General features: G+C 40.9%; 12 protein-coding genes. 8 read left to right on the forward strand and 4 right to left on the reverse strand.

Going from position 1 to position 21,517, the window contains the following annotated elements:
* Positions 1-274: 274 nt before the first annotated feature.
* The 4 genes from dacB to I2I13_RS02580 form a co-directional block, all read right to left on the reverse strand.
* Entirely contained in the window at positions 275-1,681 is a 1,407-nt protein-coding gene (gene dacB, locus I2I13_RS02565; protein ID WP_195648671.1) for a D-alanyl-D-alanine carboxypeptidase/D-alanyl-D-alanine-endopeptidase, read from the reverse strand.
* A gap of 46 nt (positions 1,682-1,727) precedes the next feature.
* Positions 1,728-2,930 carry a TlpA disulfide reductase family protein gene (locus tag I2I13_RS02570; RefSeq protein WP_148367744.1) on the reverse strand — a complete coding sequence of 401 codons (1,203 nt, stop codon included), beginning with the start codon at positions 2,928-2,930 and terminating at the stop codon, positions 1,728-1,730.
* A gap of 89 nt (positions 2,931-3,019) precedes the next feature.
* Positions 3,020-4,363 carry a dihydrolipoyl dehydrogenase gene (gene lpdA, locus I2I13_RS02575; protein ID WP_195648672.1) on the reverse strand — a complete coding sequence of 448 codons (1,344 nt, stop codon included), beginning with the start codon at positions 4,361-4,363 and terminating at the stop codon, positions 3,020-3,022.
* Between the two features lie 41 nt (positions 4,364-4,404).
* Positions 4,405-4,857, reverse strand: a complete 453-nt coding sequence (locus I2I13_RS02580) for a PH domain-containing protein (protein WP_148367729.1) — start codon at positions 4,855-4,857, stop codon at positions 4,405-4,407.
* 106 nt (positions 4,858-4,963) lie between these two features.
* Between I2I13_RS02580 and nadB the strand changes: the two genes are divergently transcribed.
* The 8 genes from nadB (at position 4,964) to I2I13_RS02620 (ending at position 21,437) form a co-directional block, all read left to right on the forward strand.
* A complete protein-coding gene (gene nadB, locus I2I13_RS02585; RefSeq protein WP_148367728.1) occupies positions 4,964-6,535 on the forward strand; it encodes an L-aspartate oxidase in 1,572 nt (523 codons plus the stop codon).
* Between the two features lie 365 nt (positions 6,536-6,900).
* Positions 6,901-7,959 carry a glycoside hydrolase family 130 protein gene (locus I2I13_RS02590; RefSeq protein ID WP_148367727.1) on the forward strand — a complete coding sequence of 353 codons (1,059 nt, stop codon included), beginning with the start codon at positions 6,901-6,903 and terminating at the stop codon, positions 7,957-7,959.
* Entirely contained in the window at positions 7,959-9,221 is a 1,263-nt protein-coding gene (locus tag I2I13_RS02595) for an MFS transporter (RefSeq protein ID WP_148367726.1), read from the forward strand. The genes I2I13_RS02590 and I2I13_RS02595 overlap by 1 nt, the downstream gene beginning before the upstream one ends.
* Complete coding sequence (locus I2I13_RS02600; RefSeq protein ID WP_195648673.1) at positions 9,205-10,938, forward strand: hypothetical protein; 1,734 nt, start codon at positions 9,205-9,207, stop codon at positions 10,936-10,938. The genes I2I13_RS02595 and I2I13_RS02600 overlap by 17 nt, the downstream gene beginning before the upstream one ends.
* 17 nt (positions 10,939-10,955) lie before the next feature.
* Positions 10,956-14,024 (forward strand): TonB-dependent receptor, encoded by a 3,069-nt coding sequence (locus tag I2I13_RS02605; protein WP_148367724.1) that lies wholly within the window; start codon positions 10,956-10,958, stop codon positions 14,022-14,024.
* 24 nt (positions 14,025-14,048) lie between these two features.
* Positions 14,049-15,602: a RagB/SusD family nutrient uptake outer membrane protein gene (locus I2I13_RS02610; protein ID WP_148367723.1), complete on the forward strand. Its 1,554-nt coding sequence runs from the start codon at positions 14,049-14,051 to the stop codon at positions 15,600-15,602.
* A gap of 59 nt (positions 15,603-15,661) precedes the next feature.
* Positions 15,662-17,365: a hypothetical protein gene (locus I2I13_RS02615; protein WP_195648674.1), complete on the forward strand. Its 1,704-nt coding sequence runs from the start codon at positions 15,662-15,664 to the stop codon at positions 17,363-17,365.
* Between the two features lie 118 nt (positions 17,366-17,483).
* Complete coding sequence (locus I2I13_RS02620; protein WP_195648675.1) at positions 17,484-21,437, forward strand: hybrid sensor histidine kinase/response regulator transcription factor; 3,954 nt, start codon at positions 17,484-17,486, stop codon at positions 21,435-21,437.
* Positions 21,438-21,517: the final 80 nt, after the last annotated feature.

Genomic DNA, 21,517 nt, shown 5'->3' on the forward strand with positions numbered 1-21,517 from the left:
GGAGCTGTATGCGGTGAAAGTCGCACGTACAGTTCTTAATGGGGAAAGCGGCAGCAATGCCGCCGACCTACATAACAGAATACATTTTTTATCCAGCCGCTCTGAAACATTTACCTGCTAGACGTAGTTGCCAGCAGATGCAGAGATATTTACCCGCTGCAACGGTCATCCCGTTTTGCAGCATGACACTCAACATTCGGGTCAGGCAGGTTCGGTTGCTGCCGTAATTTGTCTATTCATCATTGACAGCAATAATTGACACGACCACTATCGATTATCGCCCGATAATCACCTCACACACCTTATCCTGAAACGCTCTCGCTTTAGCAGCCGAAAGCACATTCTGGTTCATAATGGCAAATGCCACTTCATGCCCGTTCTTCATCTTCAGATAGCCTGCAAGCGCATTTATTGCCGTAAACGAGCCTGTTTTGGCATGAACATTCCGGAAAGCAGGAGTACCTTTCATCCGGAATTTTAAAGTTCCGTCCACCCCGCCAACGGGAAGTGATTTATACAACATCTGAAACACTTCTGTTTGCGAGTACGCATATTTTAGAAAGTCGACCAGCAGAGCAGGGGAGAGGTAATTATAATTAGACAATCCGCAACCGTCGGCAATCTTATAGTCTTTCGGATCATGCCCCAGGCAGCGGATCAGCTTCATTATTTCGACAATGCCATCTTCGGCAGCTACTTGCTTCTTTCCCGTAGCCTGCGCTCCCAGGCGACAGAGAAATGCTTCCGCATTGAGGTTATCACTCTCTTTCATCAACTGGTTCAGCACTTTCTGCACGGAAGTGTTCCAGCAAGCCATACGCTCCACTCTCACACTGTCGCGAGGCAATTCGGCAAAGCCATACGACTGGGGAGTGGTGATTCCTTTCCCACGAAGGCGTTCCAGGAAAGTGTGCATAAAGAAACGGGGGGAATCGTAGATGTTGACATCATCTTTCCGGATCGAAGTGACATTGCCCGAAACAAGGAGATTGTTTCCATTCGTCAGCCAATCTCTCGTGAAAGAGAATTTCCCGGCAGAAGAAGTGCGTGTCTTTGTCTGATTCGTTACTGTATAATAAGAAGATACAGGTTGGCAGGAAACACTTGCCGCATCGCCCTGCACGGTGGAGGGAACTACGGAGACCTGTACAGTCCCTTTGCAGAACATCAATGGAGAGAGATAAGGCTGATAACCCGCAGGCGTATCGTCCCAGGCCCATCCGCTGCCCCAATAAAGGGAGTCTTTCATTGAGACGTCACCATATACCTGACCGTTAATGACCGAAAAAGGAAAAGTGATTACCTCTTCTATCAATGAATCCATCGACTGGCTGTCAAATTCCGGATCAAATCCGCCTACCACATACAGGTTGCCTTGCAAGGTGTCATGTTCTATCACGCCATCGTGCCATACTTCCGTGCGGAAAGGCTCGTTGGCTTCGGGGCGGGAGAGTGCGGTAATGGCCGTCAGCAGCTTCATGGTAGAGGCAGGACGGGAAAGTTTCTCCGCACGATAGTTATAAAGCGATTTCTTAGCCGTCAGGTCGTAGACGGATATGCCGACTTCGGATGCTTCGGGGAGCATCTTCTTGATAAGCGAATCTATCCGGGAGAAATTCTGTTGCCCCCAAAGTGGCAACAAACAAACAGAAAGGGCGACTAACAAAAAACTTTTTTTCATACAACACTGTTTATGACATCAACAAATGATAGTATCTTACATCTATCTATTTCAAGTTTTTCTCTACCTGTCCAAGAAGCGAACCGGAGCCATAGCCGGACCATACATCCTGGATTTTTCCATCAGGGGCAATCAATACATAATGAGGGATTCCCCGTACCTGATAGTTCAGGGCAAGACCGGTACGTCCTTTACGAAGTTCGTTCCACTGGTTACCGCCCATTCCTTTCGTCTTGATATACTCTTTCCAACGTGCTTTCGGGTCCTCACTAATACTAATCACAGTCATTTTATCCTTATACAGATCCATCACCTTCTCCATTTCGGGTATCGACTCCACACAAGGACTACACCCGCTACTCCAGAAGTCGAGCAAGATGAACTTCCCCTTGAACTCTGAAATATGACGGAGAGAACCATTCACATCATACAAGTCCCCATCCACCATCATATCTCCAATTCCCACCGTAGAGGGAGGAAAAACATAGGCTGTAATCTCCTGTCCGTCATCCGTTTGCTTATCGGCTTCCGACATCCGGGCATAGAGTTTTTTCACCTCTTCTTTATAAGGCATGATGGTTTCATATTTCATCATGGAAGCAAATAGCAATAACCTGTCCATCCATACCGGGGAGACGGGCGCTTCTTCCATGTATTCCATTTCCTTTTTCCAGATTTCCTGCTGCAACGGCATTGACAGTTTCCGGATAGAATCTATCTTGGCCCAGGCCTGACTTTCAAACTCCCGGTCGCCCGGATGATCTATGAACATCATCCGTTGCCAGTCATATTCTGCCGCCATGTGCTGCATCAGTTCTTTCTGTTGGGCCATCGCGCAAGCCGTAAAGCGGTTTTCTTCCTGCTGTTCCGGCACATCGCTTACTACTTCCCATGTTTTCACTAGTTTGTCCTGCCCTTTGATTTCGATGTATTCTCCCGGTGCGATCCACACTTCCAGCCATGTACCCGGGAAGCCCCGGTTATCAGACATAATCAGCATTTTCCGCGTGGTAGAAACCGTGTCGCGGAAAGAGAACTGCCCGTTCATAAGCGTATCTCTCCATACACAGTTGAGAATACTTCCGTCTTCCTCATACAGACCAATCACAATGCTGTCGGGAAGATTAGCCAGTTCGCCCTGAATCAAATATTCATTTGCAGCAACTGACGCTTTACGGTTGAATGTACAATGACACATCACCATACAAGCTATTGTCAATAAGACCGGAGTGATTATATATTTTTTCATCATCTATTCGATTTTATAAGTGAGATATCCTAGTCCATGAATCAGATAAGTATCTTAATCAATGCACAATGTCAGATATCAGAATCCGTTTATAAAGCCTCGCGGAAGATTTCTCCTACCGTGGGATGCGGGAAAACAATCTTTTTCCATTGTGCTGCCGTCAGTCCGAGTTCAATGGCAGTCCCCGCAAGAGTGATAATCTCCGAAGCGGGATTTCCCAATACATGAGCGCCAATCACCCGTTGCTGTTCATCCAGCAGTACTTTGCAAACTCCGTTCACACCTTCATTCTCCGCCACAAAACGGCCGGAGTAAGCCATCGGAAGTTTGATAACCTGATAATTGATTCCTTTCGTTGAGGCCGATTCCTCCGTTTCACCCACTCCGGCAATCTCCGGATTGGTATAGACTACGCCCGGAATAGCCCGGTAGCTCATGGTGTCTTCTTTCCCCAAAATGGAATGTACGGCAACTTCTGCCTCACGAACGGCCGTATGGGCGAGCAAAGAGAATCCTGTCAGGTCACCACACACATACACACCCGATACAGAAGTCTGCATCTTTTCATTGACTCTGATAGTGCCACGCTCTGTTTTCTCCAGATTCAGGTTTTCGAGTCCGAAACCTTTCGTCACAGGACGGCGACCGACGCTCATCAACAGCTTTTCTGCAACGACACTACCGTTTCCCTCTGCATTTTCATAAGAGACAACAGCTCCTTCTTCCGTTTGCGACAAGCCGACAACTTTCGTACCAAGCAGGAATTTAATACCTCGTTTGGCATATTCCGCACGGAGCAAGGCGGAAAGCTCTTTATCCATTCCACCCAGAATTTCGTCCATCATCTCAACCACCGTCACCTGTACTCCCAAACTGTTGAAGAACGATGCAAACTCCATCCCGATCACTCCGCCACCGACAATGGCGAGAGAAGCCGGCAATTCCTTACTATCCAAAGCATCCCTGTGCGTCCAGTAGTTCACTGCATCCACTCCGGGAATAGGGGGAATAAAGGTTTCCGAGCCTGTACAAAGTATCAGGTTCTCCCCTTCGTAAGTCTCTTCTCCGCAACGAACTGTATTTTTATCAATGATCTGTGCTTCTCCCGATACGATCGTCACATTGTTGGCAGTCAGCTTTGCTTTCACTCCCAGCACCAGTTTACGCACTACCTTACTTTTACGTGCTATAATCTTAGGCAAATCGAAAGAGACTTCCGGGATATTGACTGCATACTTTGACGCATGTTTTGCACTGTCATAAGTCTTTGCCGAATACAGCAACGTTTTCGTAGGAATACAGCCTTCATTCAGACAGACACCTCCCAGACTATTCTTTTCGATAAGCAATACGCTCAAACCGCCTTTACCGGCAGCTTCGGCAGCCGTATATCCCGCAGGACCGCCACCGATGATAATTACTTGATATTTCATAGTATATAATCAGTTAATCTTTTCATTATTATCAAAACACGCTATGGTTCATCCTCTTGAGAATCTACAGAGTCTATTGTCTCCAGCCCTTTTATCTTCTTTGCGAACATTCTCTTTTCGAGCAGTTCCGCAAATTCCCGTTCCTTGACAGGCATCACCGAAACAAACTTCCCTTTTCCATATTCTATCAAGATATAATCCGTCACCGAAAAACTACCGAACTTCATGGAATGGTATTTCCTTACTGTGGTGATTTCGGAAAGCGGAATTACCTTCTTACGAATAAAACGGCCGCGTGAAACCTCCAGATTACCGTCTGTAGTCAATGTATAAGCAGTGTGTATAATCTGCTCGATTACTACAATCAGCATAAGCATGAACAGTACGGCTACCAAGATATATTTACACCACAATGCGCCGACGGCATTCACAGTAAGCACTACCAACAGGAAATATTGGTACCAGGCGATGCGGGCATGGAAAATTCGATTCATTTTGTCAGATTTTTGCCTGCAAGGTAGCAATTTTATGAATTAGTGACAACGAAAAGTACAACGAAGTAACTTATTTTGTAGCTTTGCGGTGAGAAATAACAAGATTATGGTAAGAAAATTCGATTTCCTCGTTATCGGTTCCGGAATTGCCGGTATGAGTTTTGCGCTGAAAGTGGCGCACAAAGGTAAAGTTGCTCTTATCTGTAAAAGCGGGCTGGAGGAGGCCAACACGTACTTCGCCCAAGGAGGGGTAGCCTCCGTCACCAACCTTCTGGTGGATAATTTCGACAAGCACATCGAAGATACGATGATTGCAGGCGACTGGATCAGCAACCGTGCCGCAGTAGAAAAGGTAGTGCGCGAAGCTCCCGCACAAATTGAAGAACTGATTAAATGGGGAGTGGACTTTGACAAAAACGAGAAAGGCGAATTTGACTTGCACCGCGAAGGAGGACACTCGGAGTTCCGTATTCTTCACCATAAAGACAATACAGGAGCAGAGATTCAGGACAGTCTGATTAAAGCCGTGCAACGGCATCCGAATATCACGGTCATCGAAAACCAGTTTGCCATTGAAATCCTGACACAGCATCATCTGGGGGTTACCGTAACCCGTCAGACACCGGATATTAAATGCTACGGCGCTTATATCCTCGATCCGAAAACGGGAAAAGTAGATACGTATCTTGCGAAAGTGACATTGATGGCTACCGGTGGAGTAGGAGCCGTTTATAAAACGACCACTAACCCGCTAGTCGCTACCGGAGACGGTATCGCTATGGTGTATCGTGCCAAAGGTACGGTGAAGGATATGGAGTTTGTACAGTTCCATCCTACCGCCCTGTATCACCCGGGAGATCGCCCTTCTTTCCTGATAACGGAAGCGATGCGCGGCTACGGAGGCGTACTGCGCACCATGGATGGCAAAGAGTTCATGCAGAAATACGACCCCCGTCTTTCCCTGGCTCCCCGTGACATCGTGGCACGTGCCATCGACAACGAGATGAAGAATCGTGGAGACGACCATGTATATCTGGATGTTACCCACAAAGATCCCGAAGAAACAAAGAAACATTTCCCTAATATTTACGAGAAATGTCTTAGCCTGGGCATCGACATCACTAAAGATTATATTCCGGTAGCCCCGGCCGCTCACTATCTCTGCGGAGGTATCCTTGTCGACCTGGACGGACAATCTTCCATCGAACGTCTTTATGCCGTGGGAGAATGTTCCTGCACGGGATTACACGGAGGTAACCGCCTGGCTTCAAACTCATTGATTGAAGCAGTGGTATATGCCGACGCTGCTGCCAAACACAGTCTGCAAGCGGTCGATCAATATTCTTATAATGAAGATATTCCCGAATGGAATGATGAGGGAACCCGCTCACCGGAAGAAATGGTGCTCATTACGCAGAGCATGAAGGAAGTGAACCAGATTATGAGTACTTATGTAGGTATTGTCCGCAGCGACCTCCGTCTGAAACGGGCGTGGGACAGACTGGATATTATCTACGAGGAAACTGAAAGCTTGTTCAAGCGCAGCGTAGCGTCCAGAGAAATCTGCGAATTGCGTAATATGGTGAACGTGGGTTATCTGATTATGCGTCAGGCAATGGAGCGTAAGGAGAGTCGCGGATTGCATTATACGATTGATTATCCGCATGCAAAGAAATAGAATTTACAGTATTATTCTTATTAAAAATAAAGAAACAAGAGGCTTTCTCAAATTATATTTTTGAGTTTAGCCTCTTGTCTTTTTATCTTGATACGTTTCTTTTCACTCCTCAAAGAAACTATACTATACATTTATGAGAATATAATACACTTCAGAACGCCACTTATCAAACTGTAAAACAAGCATTTACGCAACAATAGCATGTAAGTACGAATATCTCTGTCTATTCTAAAATTGTCCCTGAATATCACTCTCTTAAAAACATGTTCTTGAGCATGTGTACACTTCTTTGAGAATATAGTAAACGCTTTCCTGTCTCTCATCCCATACTTTTGCTCACAGAAATAATCACTAATCGAAATATTATGGATATAGCTAAAAGATGTGAGCAGAACCCCCTACTGGCTCCAAAAGATTTAAAAGCGGGAATCAACGGAATGGAAATTACATGTTTGTTAAATCCCGGAGTTTTCAAATATCAAGGCAAAATTTGGTTACTTTTACGCGTCGCAGAAAGACCTATACAGAAAGAAGGAATTATCAGTTTTCCTATATATAATGAAAAAGGAAAAATAGAAGTGGTTTCGTTTTTAAAGAATGATCCCGATTTGGATGCTTCAGACCCACGCGTTATCGGTTACAAAGGAAAGAATTACCTGACCACGATGTCTTACTTACGTCTGGTTTCAAGTACCGACGGTATTCACTTCAAAGATGAACCGGAATTTCCACCTATTTTCGGAAAAGGAGAGCTGGAAGCATTCGGCATTGAGGATTGTCGTGTTGCAACAACCGAAGATGGCTTTTACCTTACTTTCACAGAAGTATCATCGGTAGCTGTAGGGGTTGGACTGATTCACACCAATGATTGGAAAAACTATACACGGCATGGGATGATATTCCCACCGCATAATAAAGATTGTGCATTGTTTGAACAGAAGATAGGTGACAAGTATTTTGCTCTTCATCGCCCCAGTAGTCCTGAACTTGGTGGCAATTACATATGGTTGGCAGAATCGCCCGACCGCTTGCACTGGGGAAACCACAAATGTGTAGCAACCACTCGTGACGGAATGTGGGATTGTGCACGTATAGGGGCAGGAGCTGCTCCAATAAAGACAGAAGAAGGCTGGCTGGAGATTTATCATGGAGCCGATTTTAATCACCGTTATTGCTTGGGAGCTTTATTACTCGATTTAAATGATCCGTCGCAAGTGATTGCAAGAAGTGAAGAACCTATCATGGAACCTATCGCAGCTTATGAGCAAACAGGTTTCTTCGGAAATGTTGTTTTCACTAATGGTCATTTCGTGGACGGCGATACGATAACCATGTATTATGGAGCAAGCGATGAAGTGATTTGCAAAGCAGAGCTTTCTATTTCAGAGATATTAAATGTATTAAAACAGACACAAGAGAAGTAATGAATAAACTGAAAAAAGAATATCTGTTCTTTAAGCAACAGGAACCTAACATGAGAACACTGTTGGTTACCAATATGCTTTATGCATTGGTACTACCGATAGTAGAAATCTTTGTGGGAGCCTATATCATGAGGAACACGAGCGATCCGGTAATGGTTGCTTTTTATCAGCTGGCAATGTATATAGGTATCATTACGACCTCTTTTGTTAACGGTTATCTACTAAAAAAATACAGTGTGAAGACGCTTTATTCTGTAGGAATCTTAGTAAGTGGCATTTCCATGTTCGGTATGATGGCTATTAATTCACTTGGTTTCATAGAACTTGGTCTGGCCGGTTTTTTAATGGGAGCAGCTTCAGGTTTCTTCTGGACCAACCGATACTTACTGGCTCTCTATAATACCAACGATAATAGCCGTAACTATTTCTTCGGACTAGAGTCTTTCTTCTTTTCTATTAGCTCCATCGGTGTTCCTTTAATTATTGGTGCATTTATCAGCCAGATAGATGGAAAAGAAGTTTTTGGATTCCTCTTCAACATCAATACTTCTTACTGTGTGGTTACTATGGCAGCAGTAGTTGTTACTGTTATCGCCTGTATGACACTGTGGAAAGGTAAATTTGAGAACCCCAAAGAAACGAACTTCCTCTATTTCCGCTTCAACATTCTTTGGAAAAAGATGCTTTGGCTAGCCGCATTGAAAGGAATGGTACAAGGTTTTTTAGTAACGGCCCCAGCTATATTAGTGTTGAAGCTGGTAGGAAATGAAGGAGCTTTGGGATTGATACAGGGAGTTAGCGGAGCATTGACTGCTGTCTTGGTGTATGTATTAGGACGTATGGCCCGCCCGGAAGACCGTTTGAAAATTTTTGTAGGAGGATTAATCATATTCTTTGTCGGTACACTATTTAACGGCGTTCTCTTCTCTGCTACAGGAGTGATCCTTTTTGTGCTTTGCAAAGTGATATTCCAACCTTTGTTCGACTTGGCTTATTTTCCCATTATGATGAGAACAATTGATGCAGTTGCAAAGATTGAGAATAGAAACGAGTATGCATATATCCTGAGTCACGAGTTCGGTCTTTTCCTTGGAAGAGCTTTCGGCTTACTACTGTTTATCTTCCTTGCTTATTGTGTATCGCAAGATTTTGCATTAAAATATGCGCTGGTGATTGTTGCCGGATTACAATTAGCGGCATATCCTTTAGCTAAGAATATTACTAATCAAACAGATATTATTGAACATGAGAATGAGAAGTAAAGGTCTTTTTTTACTTATCGCCGTTTGTTTTCTGGCATCTTGCTCAAGCAACGGAAATAACTTTGGAGAAAAGGTAGAACAGGTTTCCATCCATAGGGTAGACTCTATGCCTGATATGCCTGAAACTTATAAAATGCTGGACTGGAAGCAAAAAGCAAAAATGTATGACCAGTTTATTTTTGACTGGAATAATAAAAGCGAAGTCGGACCATTAATTTGGTTAGATGATGCCCGCAGAAATATTGACCAAACTACATTTGGTTTATATACCGCCATTAAAGATATTCGTCAGGGAAAGGATGTCAATAACGGAGAGTTCCATGAAAGTCTGAATTCATTGGCGGCTATTCTTGGTGCTGGTCTTGTAGGGATTGATAAGACTAATCAAGACGGATATAACTACGTAAAAATGGTGCAGAATTATTTCAATTCTGATAACGGATGGAATATAGTAATGAACAATACGACTCCGTCAGTAGCCCTTTTAGGAGGAGGCTATGGTCGTGACTGGTGGTATGATGTATTACCCAATGCTTTATATTATGCTATATGTGATGTTTTCCCCGATGTAGACGGGGCAGAGAAGATACAAAAAAGCATTGCGGAACAATTTGTTAAAGCAGATTCGGTATTGAATGGAAATTACGATTACTCTTATTTTGATTATGCACAAATGAAGGGAATGGTCAATAATATTCCATTGCAACAAGACGCCGCCGGTGGTCATGCTTATGTATTGTTATGCGCTTATCATAAGTTTGGTGACCCACGTTATCTACAACATAGTAAGAGTGCCATCGAAGCCCTCCTTACCCAAAAAGAAAGTCGTTTTTACGAGGCTCTTTTACCACTTGGAGTTTATACGGCAGCCTATTTGAATGCGGTAGAGGGAGCCAACTATGATGTATCCAAACTTCTTGATTGGGTATTTGACGGATGTAAAAGCCCTGCGGGAAGAACCGGTTGGGGAATTATTGTAGGAAAATGGGGTGAATATGATGTAAGTGGTCTGCAAGGAAGCATCACAGACAGCGGAGGATATGCATTCCTCATGAACAGTATCAAACCCGCCTGGCCCTTCATTCCGATGGTGAAATATCAACCTCAATATGCAAAGGCTATCGGCAAGTGGATGCTGAACAATGCAAGTGCGTGTCGTTTATTCTATCCGGGGGAAATAGATGAAAAACATCAATGGGCTCCAGAATTGAAGGACATTACGTATGACAATGTTTCTTATGAAGGTTTACGAAAGACGGATGACTATGGGAAAGAGTCATTAAAAGGGGTTAGCCCGGTTGCAATTGGCGATGGTCCCAAATGGATAAAAGGTAATCCGACGGAAAGTATGTTTAGCGTTTATAGCTCTTCTCCTGTCGGCATTTTGGGCGCAATTGTTTGTCAAACAAATGTGGAAGGTATTCTCCAGCTGGATTGCAATGTCACAGACTTCTATGTAGAGAAACCTTATCCGGTCTATCTCTATTATAATCCTCATAAAGAGGCCAAAACCATTACTTATCAGGCTACCCAGCCATGTGACTTGTTTGATATTGTTGCCAAAGAATATATAGCAAAAAATATAAAGGCAAATGGTTCTGTTGAGATTCCGGCCAATGACGCAAGAGTTATTGTGGAACTTCCCGCCGGAACAGAATTAGAACTGAAAGATGGTAAGATTATTGCGAATAAACAAAATATCATTTCATATAATTAAATCTAAGTGTATAAACTATGAGTAAGCATTTATTATTACTAATTCTTATTCTTGCTGTTTGCACAAATGTCTTTGCACAGCAAACCAAGAGTATTTCAGGTGTGGTATACGACAGTAATACCGGAGAGGCTTTAATTGGAGTTTCTGTTCTTGAAGTGGGAACGACCAATGGTACTATCACAGATTTTGACGGCAGATATACATTGAAAGTATCGTCAAATAAGGTTTCATTCTCATACGTAGGTTTTAAAACTGAAATTGTAAATGTAACAAATAGCGGAACGTACAATGTAAATCTATTGTCCGATAATAAATTGGATGAGGTTGTAGTTATTGGTTACGGTACTCAAAGAAAGAGTGACCTTACCGGTGCCTTGGCTTCTATAAGTAGTAAGGATATTAAGAACTATGCAGTATCTAATGCCTCTGAACTACTTACAGGTAAGGCAGCCGGAGTATTTGTTGCCGCCAGTTCCGGCCAACCGGGATCGGATGCAGTTATTCGCGTGAGAGGTTTAGGTACTGTAAATGATAACAATCCATTGTACGTAGTTGATGGTCAGTTCATGGATAACATTAGCAGTTTGAATCCCTCTGATATTGAACGTATGGAAGTATTAAAAGATGCTTCAGCTTGCGCTATTTACGGTTCAAGAGGCTCCAATGGGGTTATTCTCATTACTACGAAGGGAGGGGTGAAAGGTGAAACAACTGTAACATTGGATGCTTATGTAGGTGTGAAAAACAGTTATAAAGCATTGAACATGATGAACAGCGACCAATATTATAACTTCATAATGAAAGCATATGAAAAAGATGAAAGCTTTCAAAATTCAATGAAGGATAAGTTTACCAATCAGTATCAGAAGGGTTATAATACCAACTGGTGGAATGAAGTAACTCGTACAGCTTTTAACCAGAACTATAATCTGAGTATTCGTAAAGGAACAGATAATTCAAGATCTTCTTTTAGTTTAGGATATGTAGATGATCAAGGTGCGATCATTACTACTGAATTCAAGAGACTTTCACTTAAGGCGAATCTTGAATATGATATCAACAAATTTATCACGGTTGGCACCAATGTCAATCTGGCAAAGATAAGAAAGCGTGATGCAGGAGCAATTCCTTCATTCGATTTCATTCAAAAAGCTGATCCTTTTACTCCTGTTATCAGCCCGTTGGTAGATCCGTCTTCTGAAAATTACGAATATAACAAATATGCTCCTACCGAGTGGTCTTATGACCCTAATCCGGTAGCCATGCTCGAACTTCCTAACAGATACAATGACATATTCAATGTATTTGGTAATGTGTTTGCCCAAATCAAATTGTATAAAGGATTGAGCTATCGGGTACAGTATAGCTTCGAAAGATACCATGATACTTTCAAAGACTTCCGTCCTGTCTATTCATCTACTTTTTCGGAGGACAATTTAGCGAATCAGGAAAGTAAATATAATACAGAAACTCAATTGAATAATAATAGCGCTGTAACTTCTAATTATCTGGTGGAACAACGCCTTAACTACAACACTACAATAGGCAGACATAAACTGGATGCAATGGTTGCCATGACCTATGAGAAGAACAGCAGCGAAGGTATTAATGCATTTAAGAGAAAGGCTTTAGGTAACGATGAAATCTATCAGATACTTGATGCACAAACTGCTGGAGATAACACCTCAGGAGGTAAAGAAACATCTTCTATGCTGTCGTACTTAGGACGTATTAATTATGTATATGATGATAGATATCTTGCTACAGTCAATTTTCGTGCCGACGGTTCTTCAAGATTCGCCAAACGTAACCGTTGGGGCTATTTCCCATCTGTTTCATTAGGTTGGAGAGTGAGCAATGAAGAATTCTTTAAGAACCTGAACATTGAAAATACAATTTCCAATTTAAAACTGCGTGTAGGTTGGGGACAAAATGGTAATCAACGAATTGACAGAGACGCACCTCTTACGTTGATTGGCACCAATAATGAAAATCAGTGGTACTTTGGAAACGGATACTCACAAGGTTACGTTCCAACCTATGTAGGAAATGCAGATATAAAATGGGAAACCAGTCAGCAAACCAATGTTGGTTTAGATATGTCCTTCTTTAGAAACAGTCTTGATGTAAGCATGGACTTTTATGTAAAGAAGACAAGTGACATGTTGCTGAATATGCCTATTCCTTCTTTTGGTGCCTTCCCTAACAGCCCCTTCTTTAATGCGGGAGACTTGAAGAATACCGGTTTTGAAATAGTAGTCAACTACCGTAACCAGATAGGAAAAGACTTTAATTACAACGTAGGACTGAACATGTCTACTTATAAAACAGAGGTAACCAGACTTACATCGGAATATTTGAGTGGGAATACTAGCCGTACTTATGTAGGAGGTCCTATCGGACGTTTCTGGGGGTACAAGCAAATAGGAATATTCCAGAATCAGGAAGAAATAGACAATTATGTGGATAAGAACGGTACCAAGATTCAACCTAATGCACAACCGGGTGATTTTAAATTTGCCAAATTAGGAGAATCAGGCGAATTGAATGATGATGATGACCGTACTTTTATCGGTGATCCTAATCCGGACCTCATTTATGGTTTCAACTTAGGATTTAGTTATAAGAACTTTGATGTAAGTATGGCATTCCAGGGAACTATTGGGAATGACATCTGGAATGTTGCTAAAGGAAGCCTTGCTTCAGCAGGACGTCAGAACGCTTTGGCTGATGCTTACACAAAAGCATGGACAAAAGACGGAGATTTGGATGCTGTATATCCACGCATAACCAACTCTGATTCTAACAATAATATGAGAGGTTCTTCTTTCTATGTGGAAAATGGTTCTTACCTACGTTTGCAAAATCTGCAAATAGGTTATACACTGCCGAGTCACATTTGCCAGAAGAGTAAACTGTTTTCAAGTTGTAGATTCTATGTGAGCGGTCAGAATATATTTACTTTAACCGGTTATTCCGGGCTTGATCCGGAACTGGGTATCAATAACCCATTGGATATGGGAGTGGATACTACACGTTATCCGTCTTCACGTACATTCACTTTTGGAGTTAATTTGCAATTTTAAATCTAGCTAAAAAGACATTACATTATGAGAAAAATATTATATATAATATGCTGGGCTCTTGCCGGAGTGGGGTTATATAGCTGCTCTCTCGACGAACCAAGTTATGGTAAAACCACAAGCGATAATTATTATCAGAAGGAAAGCGATATTGAACAAGCCTTGACAGGAGCTTATCTTCAATTACGTACAACTTGGAATGAATATGCATTAAATCATTATTTTGTAGGTGATTGTAGCACTGATGATGCCCTAAAAGGAGGAGGTAATGACGGTGACCGTGCCGAAGTACGCGACTTGTCCGACTTTACTGTCTACACAACTAATGGCGAAGTAGGCCGTCGTTGGGAGATACTGTACAGATTGATTAATCGCTGTAACGATGTGATTTATTATGCCCCTAATGCAATAGGAAATGAAGAACTATTGACGCGTTATGCAAACGAGGCAAAAGCATTGAGAGCATTCGGTTATTATTGCCTGGTCAGTACATTCGGAGAAGTTCCTTTAATCACTACGCCAATGCAACCCGCTGAAATACTGCAAATACCCCGTTCCCCATTGGAGAAGGTATATGAATGTATTGTGAGTGATTTAACCGATGCCTCCGCACTTCCCGCAAAAGGAGATTACTCTGATGATGATGCTTATCGTGTAACACGTGGCTTTGCAAAAACAATGCTTGCTAAAACATATATGTTCAAAGGTGATTTTGCCTCTGCCGAAACTGTACTTCATGATATTATTGAAGTAGACAAAGACTATACATTGTTGAGCGATTACGGCATGAACTGGCGTACTGAATATGAAAACAGCTCGGAATCTGTATTTGAGATTGCCAACAAAGTATATGATAAAAACATTGCCACAGGTACCAATGTTCCCCACTTCTTTACAAGCAGACGCATCTCCGGTTATCAGGGATATGGATTTCACGTACCGACTCAAGATCTCTATAATGCCTTTGACGCAGATGACCCACGTATTACCTACGTATTCACACAAACTGGTGACAGATATAAAGGTGATACTGAAGCGCAAGACAACGCTGAATCTCCAAGCGGTTATCATGATTACAAAATGACTGTACCAGCAATAGAAAAAACAGGTTTCGACGTCTGGATGATTAGTTACAACATTCGTTTGATCCGTTACTCCGATGTCCTCTTAATGTATGCCGAAGTATTAAACGAAAATGGAAAACCAGGGCTTGCACTTCCTTACCTAAATGATGTAAGAGAAAGAGCCCGCAAAACTAATCCGATAGATCCGAGAAGAGATCAACAGACGTATGTTCCTGCTACAACAGCTAATACCCTGCCCGACATAACAGAAACGAACCCAGAACGTCTAAAAGAAATCATTTGGAAGGAGCGTCGCTGCGAATTGGCTATGGAAGGCTGGAGACGGGATGACCTAATGAGGCAAAAACGTTTCGGAACCGTGATGCGTGCTTATGCAACAAAATATAATACATCGAAAGGTGCCAATTTTAGGGACGACAGAGATTATCTGTTTCCTATACCACAAGGTGAAAGGGATAAGAGTAACAATATTCTTTCCCAAAATCCGGGTTATTAATATGAATAAAATGAGGGGGCGGGTTATAAAATCCGCCCTCTTTTAACAACCAACTGACCATGAAAAAGACATTATTATTTCTCATAACAGGTTTTTTCTTTCTCAACAACCTGTCAGCACAAAAGCCGATAGAGCAAAAAGATATCCATTTAGTACAGTATATGCCTAACATACCTTTCCCTTATAAAATGAAAAATTGGAAAGATATAACAACGAAGCAGGATAAACTATTTTACGATTTCAACGCCAAAGGACAGAACTTACCTCTTATCTGGTGGGACGACTCTCAAATAAACTTTCCATTCCGCACTTTCGGACTTCCAAGCTACGTAGATAAAAGACGTTTGGGAGGAAACTCTTATGAGTCTCTTCCCACTATGGGATCACTCATTAGTGCAAGTCTGATAGGAGTAGACAAAAGCAATGATGACGGAAAAGATTATGTATCGATGATACGCCAATTCTTCAACAAAAAGAATGGAACAAATCTTATATTGAACGGACTCGACAGAAAAGCCGGAGAAAGTTTCTGGTATGAGATATGGCCGGCAATGGCTTATTCTATGCTGGTAGATTTATATCCTCAAAAAACAGAGATGCAGGAGCCGATGAAGATCACTGTTGACAACTGGTATTCTGCTATCCAAGACTTGAGTGAAGGCAGGGAATATCCGGACTTCAACTTCACCGCCTTCAACTTTAAGAACCGCAAAGGGTATCATAATAAAGTATGGCGCGAACCAGATGCAGCCGCAGGACTTGCTTGGTTGCAATACATCTCCTGGATTAAATACGGAGATAAAAAATATCTGAATGCTACACGTCAATGCATGGCATTCTTGCAGAACCGTCCCTCAAAAGAAGGCACTTTCTATGAGATAATGATGCCCTACGGAGCTTACCTGGCAGTACGTATGAATGCGGAACTTGGAACCACTTATGATGAACTGAAAATGCTTAACTGGTGCTTTGACGGTAATAACTCTGACCGTGACGGATGGGGAGTGATGTGCGAGCGTTGGAACAAATACGACGTACACGGATTGGTAGGACAAAAAAAGGATGAACAATATGCTTTTGCCATGAACACCTTTTCACAAGCTGCCGCACTTGTTCCAATTGTAAAATACAACCCAGCTTATGCTTCCACAATAGGTAAATGGATGCTGAACCTGGCAAACGCCTGTCGCTTATTTTATGCAGACGAGCACCCCCGCAACCGCCAGTCAAGTTCCATTTGGGAAGGCGATCCTCAACATGTCATTTGCTATGAAGGATTGAGGAAGGACTTGTATCATGGCAACCATTTTGAACCGTTCCAGGGATTATTGTCCGATGAGGGCCCCTATGCTATTGGGGATCAAGTAAAAACCATGTCTTCGGCTACGGATATTTGCTTGTATGGTTCGGCTTGGGTAGGCATGTTAGCTTCTATTGTAGATACTACTAATGTAAAATGTATTCTCCAACTGGATTGCAATGTCACAGACTTTTATTCCACAAGAAAATATCCTACTTATCTTTTATTCAATCCTTATTTTGAGGCCAAAGAAGTAACCTTGAATCAACACTTTACTGAACCTACGGACTTATATGATCTGGTATCCAAGCAATACATAAAGAAGAATTGTATGGGTGAAACAAGCATTATCCTAGACCCTGATAATGCCGTCACTATTGTTTGTATTCCTTCTTCGGCAAAGAAAATAAAGAAGCATGGAAAATTGGTTGTTGACGGTGAAATCATAGATTATCGTTTGTAGTTCAGGTGGATTATTCCATAATTTTATAAATCCTCTGTTACCGATAAAAATATGCGTGGAATAAAATAAATTCCTTATATTTGCTATCATCCTAACCGTATAAATAACATTCATTTACATGAGAAACATCTTATACGTACAAATAATTTTTATTCTGATTATTGCATTTGTTACTCCCATAAAGTCTTATGCATTTAATGTAGCAAAACACATATCAAATGTTAACGGACTGACAAATAACTCGGTAAACTGTATTTTGGAAGATGAGGAACACACGATCTGGATTGGGACATGGGATGGACTAAATGCGTATAATGGAAGAGAAATTACAACATTCAGATATAGCAAAAACAATCCGAATTCTATAAGTAATAACGTTATCCGACAGATTATTGAATGTAAGGGTAGTTTATGGATAGCAACAGATAATGGAGTTAATCGGTTAGATAAACGAACTCGTCAGATAACAAGGTATTATTTGAGAACAGACAATAAAGTACCTAATCAGGAAAAGTCTTTTATTTTAGGAAAGAGTGCGGCAGGAGATATCATCTGTCTTATAAAAGGGCTTGGTTTCTTTGTTTATAATGATTCTGAAGATGAGTTTAATCCGATTAACACAGACTTTGCAAGTCATGTAAAGGATTATTCTGTGAGTGATTCTGATCATGTGCTTTTTCTTTTAAATAATGGAAGCTCTGTATATTTGAGTTATAATCTACTTGTGAACGGAGGAAAGCAGGATGATTTACGCACAGTCGGCATACATACTCCTGTGGATAAAATATTTCTGTCGGAAGGCAGATTTATCTTGAATAAAGACAACAGGATTTTCCTTTTGAATCCCGACTTTACAGTTTCCCAAGACATTGAACTGGATAGTAACAAACCTGTATCGCAAGCTATTTTAGCAGAGGATAATATGTTCGTCAGCTTTATAGAAGGTGGCTGTATTAATTATGATTTAAGAAAGAATACTTTTACCTATCTGAACGAACTTTCCAACCAGTTGTCAGTTTTCACTCTTTATTCCGGCAGCCAGAATATATTGTGGATAGGTACGGACGGACAAGGACTAATTCAGCTTTATCATTATGATTCTTTGTTTGAAACCATTCACACTAACCACCCTGTGAGATGTTTTTGTGAGGATGAAGATGGTAATATTCTGATAGGCACAAAAGGAAGCGGAATAAAGCTGTTGAATCCTGAAACTAAAGAGTTGGCAGATTATCTGAATGAGAGTAAAGGATTGATATCCAATTCCGTCTATGCATTGAAAAGAAATAAAGCCAATGATATTTTTATCGGAACGGAAGGAACCGGAATTAATATATTGAATGCCGCTACAGGACGATTGGAAAAACTAGAGATACCTGATAAATACCCGCCCTTCAAGGCTGTATACAACATTTATTTTACGAATAATGATTCTCTTTTATGGATCGGTACATCAGGGTATGGCTTAATCAAAATAAATATTTCCAGAGAACAAGGTCGCTACCACGTTAAAGGATTCCGGCAATATAACTCGTCAGATAAGAATATCTCATTGAATAACGATGTTGTTTATGCCATTACATCCGACCCGAAAGACAATATGTTATGGTTTGGCACACGTGGCGGAGGCTTAAACTGTATTAATATCAAAAATAACGGCATAAAATCATTGGAGGATATAGACAGTCGGATTTTACTCACCAATAATGATGTATTGTGTTTACTGCGTGATGATACCGGTATATGGATAGGGACAAGTTATGGACTGAACGAATTGAAAAAGGAGGAGAATGATTTTCATCTGATACAATATGCCGACGAGAAATTGAATAATAAAACGATTCACGGAATATTAAAAGATCATGAAGGAAATATATGGATCAGTACCAACCAGGGGTTGTCCAGCTTGAATATAAGAAGCAATAAAATAGATAATTATACTTTGAATGATGGATTGCAGAATGATGAATTCTCTGATGGAGCTTTCTTCAAGGATAAACGTAATTTCTTATATTTTGGAGGAGTAAGCGGGTTTAGTTATTTCAATCCTCAAAATATACATTTGCGCAAGTTTAATCCTCCACTTATATTAAGTAGTTTGAAGATATATAATACGGTGCAGGATATTAATGAACGAATCAAAAAAGGAGTGTTGAAACTTAGCTACGAAGAAAGATTCATGACTTTCAATTTCATAGCCAAAGACTTTATTAACAATGAAAACTGTGAATATGCTTACCGCTTGAAGAACCATTCGGTTGATTGGGTGGAAATGGGTAATAATCCGAATATTATTTTTACCCAACTTCCTCCGGGTGAATATCAATTTGAAGTGAAGAGCACGAATGGAGACAAAGTATGGGGAGATAACATTTATCACTTAACCATAAAAGTAGGTTATCCGTGGTGGCTTAGTGTCCCGGCATTGATTATTTATACCATATTATGCGTTATTATCTTCTATATTACAAAGTCTGTTATCAAAAACCGTATACGGTTAAGCCGTCAGATTCTTATAGCCCAGATAGAGAAACGGCATGAACAGAAGATATATGAATCCCGGCTAAACTTTTTCACTAATGTGGCACATGAGTTCTTTACTCCACTGACTTTGATTTATACACCTGCACAACACTTATTGGAACAGAATGGGCTAGATAGTAACACAAAGAAGTATCTTCAAATAATAAAGAATAATGCCGAAAGGATGCAGAAGCTGATTAGTGAGTTAATGGAGTTCCGTAAAACTAAATCGGGCAATATGAATTTGCATCCTGAAAGTGTGAACGTGAAAACATTAATGGAATATGCTTCCAATAATTATGTGGATATACTAAAAGAGAATAAAATAGACTTCAAGGTAGAGACGCATGATACGTCAGAGATATATTCCGACCGCAATGCTTTGGAGAAAATTATATTCAATCTGCTATCGAATGCTTTCAAATATACTCCTCGTTATGGATATATTCACGTTGAAATATCACAGAATGAACCTGATAAAACCTTATATCTGATTGTAAGAAATTCAGGTAAGGGGTTAACAGAGCAACAGATGGCAGAGATATTTGATAAGTATAAGATATTTGATACTCCTAAATTGGGTAACTCTGTAAGTAATGGCATAGGTTTAAATCTAACAAAGAGCCTGGTTGAATTATTAGGTGGGCAGATAAGCGTAAACAGTGAGCTAGGAAAAAATGTAGAATTTTCAGTTGTAATTCCTCCTTTACCATCCGATCATTCACTTGTTGTAACAGATGAAAAGGATTCGTTGCAGAAAGAAAAAAACGAGCAGGACGACTTATCTCCTCGCAAAGACACTGTCATACTGATAGTGGAAGATGAAAAGAACATCAGGGACCTACTGAAAGATGTCCTCTCCAATTATGTGATACATGAAGCAAAAGACGGGATGGAGGCTTTGAAAGAGATAGAACACAATCATCCTGATATTATTATAAGTGATATTGTCATGCCCAATATGGACGGTTTAAGTCTAATTCATAAGTTGAAATCCGATTTGAAAACAAGCTATATTCCAATTATAGGAATATCGGCAAAAGCTTCCGTAGAAGACCAAATTAATGCCTTTAATCATGGTGCAGATGCTTATATCGTCAAACCATTTCACCCAAGGCAGGTTATATCCGCAATAGAGAATTTGCTGTCGAGGCAGATGCTTTTAAAGGACTACTTCAATTCCAGCATGTCTTCTGTGAAAGTAAAAGACGGGATTGTGCTTCATCCAGAAGACGAAGAGTTAATACAGAATGTAACAGATTTCATAAAAAAGAATATAGATGATGAGTTATTAAGCCCTTCTTCTATTGCCGAGTTCGTAGGAGTGAGTAAAGCTACTTTATATCGGAAGTTCAAAGAAATAATAGATAAAACTCCGAGTGAGTTTGTACGAGGCATCAGACTGGAATATGCAGCCAAACTACTAAGGACAACTAAATTGACTGTATCCGAGATTATGTTCAGATGTGGATTCTCTAATAAATCTTATTTCTATCGAGAATTTTTAAAGCAATACGGTGTATCTCCAAAGGATTACCGGAATCAATAGATAATATAAAAAAGGCTATCCGAAAAATAAATAAATCCTATCAATCTGTCATTAACTTTGTTCAAAGCATGGTCAAAATA

This window comes from Bacteroides sp. D55t1_190419_B8 (assembly GCF_015558905.1).
In the GTDB taxonomy this organism is placed as follows: domain Bacteria; phylum Bacteroidota; class Bacteroidia; order Bacteroidales; family Bacteroidaceae; genus Bacteroides; species Bacteroides vicugnae.

What these genes read in the sequence shown, in the direction of transcription:
- dacB (WP_195648671.1), bottom strand. Translation starts at nt 1,681, where the DNA reads ATGAAAAAAAGTTTTTTGTTAGTCGCCCTTTCTGTTTGTTTGTTGCCA.
- I2I13_RS02570 (WP_148367744.1), bottom strand. Translation starts at nt 2,930, where the DNA reads ATGAAAAAATATATAATCACTCCGGTCTTATTGACAATAGCTTGTATG.
- lpdA (WP_195648672.1), bottom strand. Translation starts at nt 4,363, where the DNA reads ATGAAATATCAAGTAATTATCATCGGTGGCGGTCCTGCGGGATATACG.
- I2I13_RS02580 (WP_148367729.1), bottom strand. Translation starts at nt 4,857, where the DNA reads ATGAATCGAATTTTCCATGCCCGCATCGCCTGGTACCAATATTTCCTG.
- nadB (WP_148367728.1), top strand. Translation starts at nt 4,964, where the DNA reads ATGGTAAGAAAATTCGATTTCCTCGTTATCGGTTCCGGAATTGCCGGT.
- I2I13_RS02590 (WP_148367727.1), top strand. Translation starts at nt 6,901, where the DNA reads ATGGATATAGCTAAAAGATGTGAGCAGAACCCCCTACTGGCTCCAAAA.
- I2I13_RS02595 (WP_148367726.1), top strand. Translation starts at nt 7,959, where the DNA reads ATGAATAAACTGAAAAAAGAATATCTGTTCTTTAAGCAACAGGAACCT.
- I2I13_RS02600 (WP_195648673.1), top strand. Translation starts at nt 9,205, where the DNA reads ATGAGAATGAGAAGTAAAGGTCTTTTTTTACTTATCGCCGTTTGTTTT.
- I2I13_RS02605 (WP_148367724.1), top strand. Translation starts at nt 10,956, where the DNA reads ATGAGTAAGCATTTATTATTACTAATTCTTATTCTTGCTGTTTGCACA.
- I2I13_RS02610 (WP_148367723.1), top strand. Translation starts at nt 14,049, where the DNA reads ATGAGAAAAATATTATATATAATATGCTGGGCTCTTGCCGGAGTGGGG.
- I2I13_RS02615 (WP_195648674.1), top strand. Translation starts at nt 15,662, where the DNA reads ATGAAAAAGACATTATTATTTCTCATAACAGGTTTTTTCTTTCTCAAC.
- I2I13_RS02620 (WP_195648675.1), top strand. Translation starts at nt 17,484, where the DNA reads ATGAGAAACATCTTATACGTACAAATAATTTTTATTCTGATTATTGCA.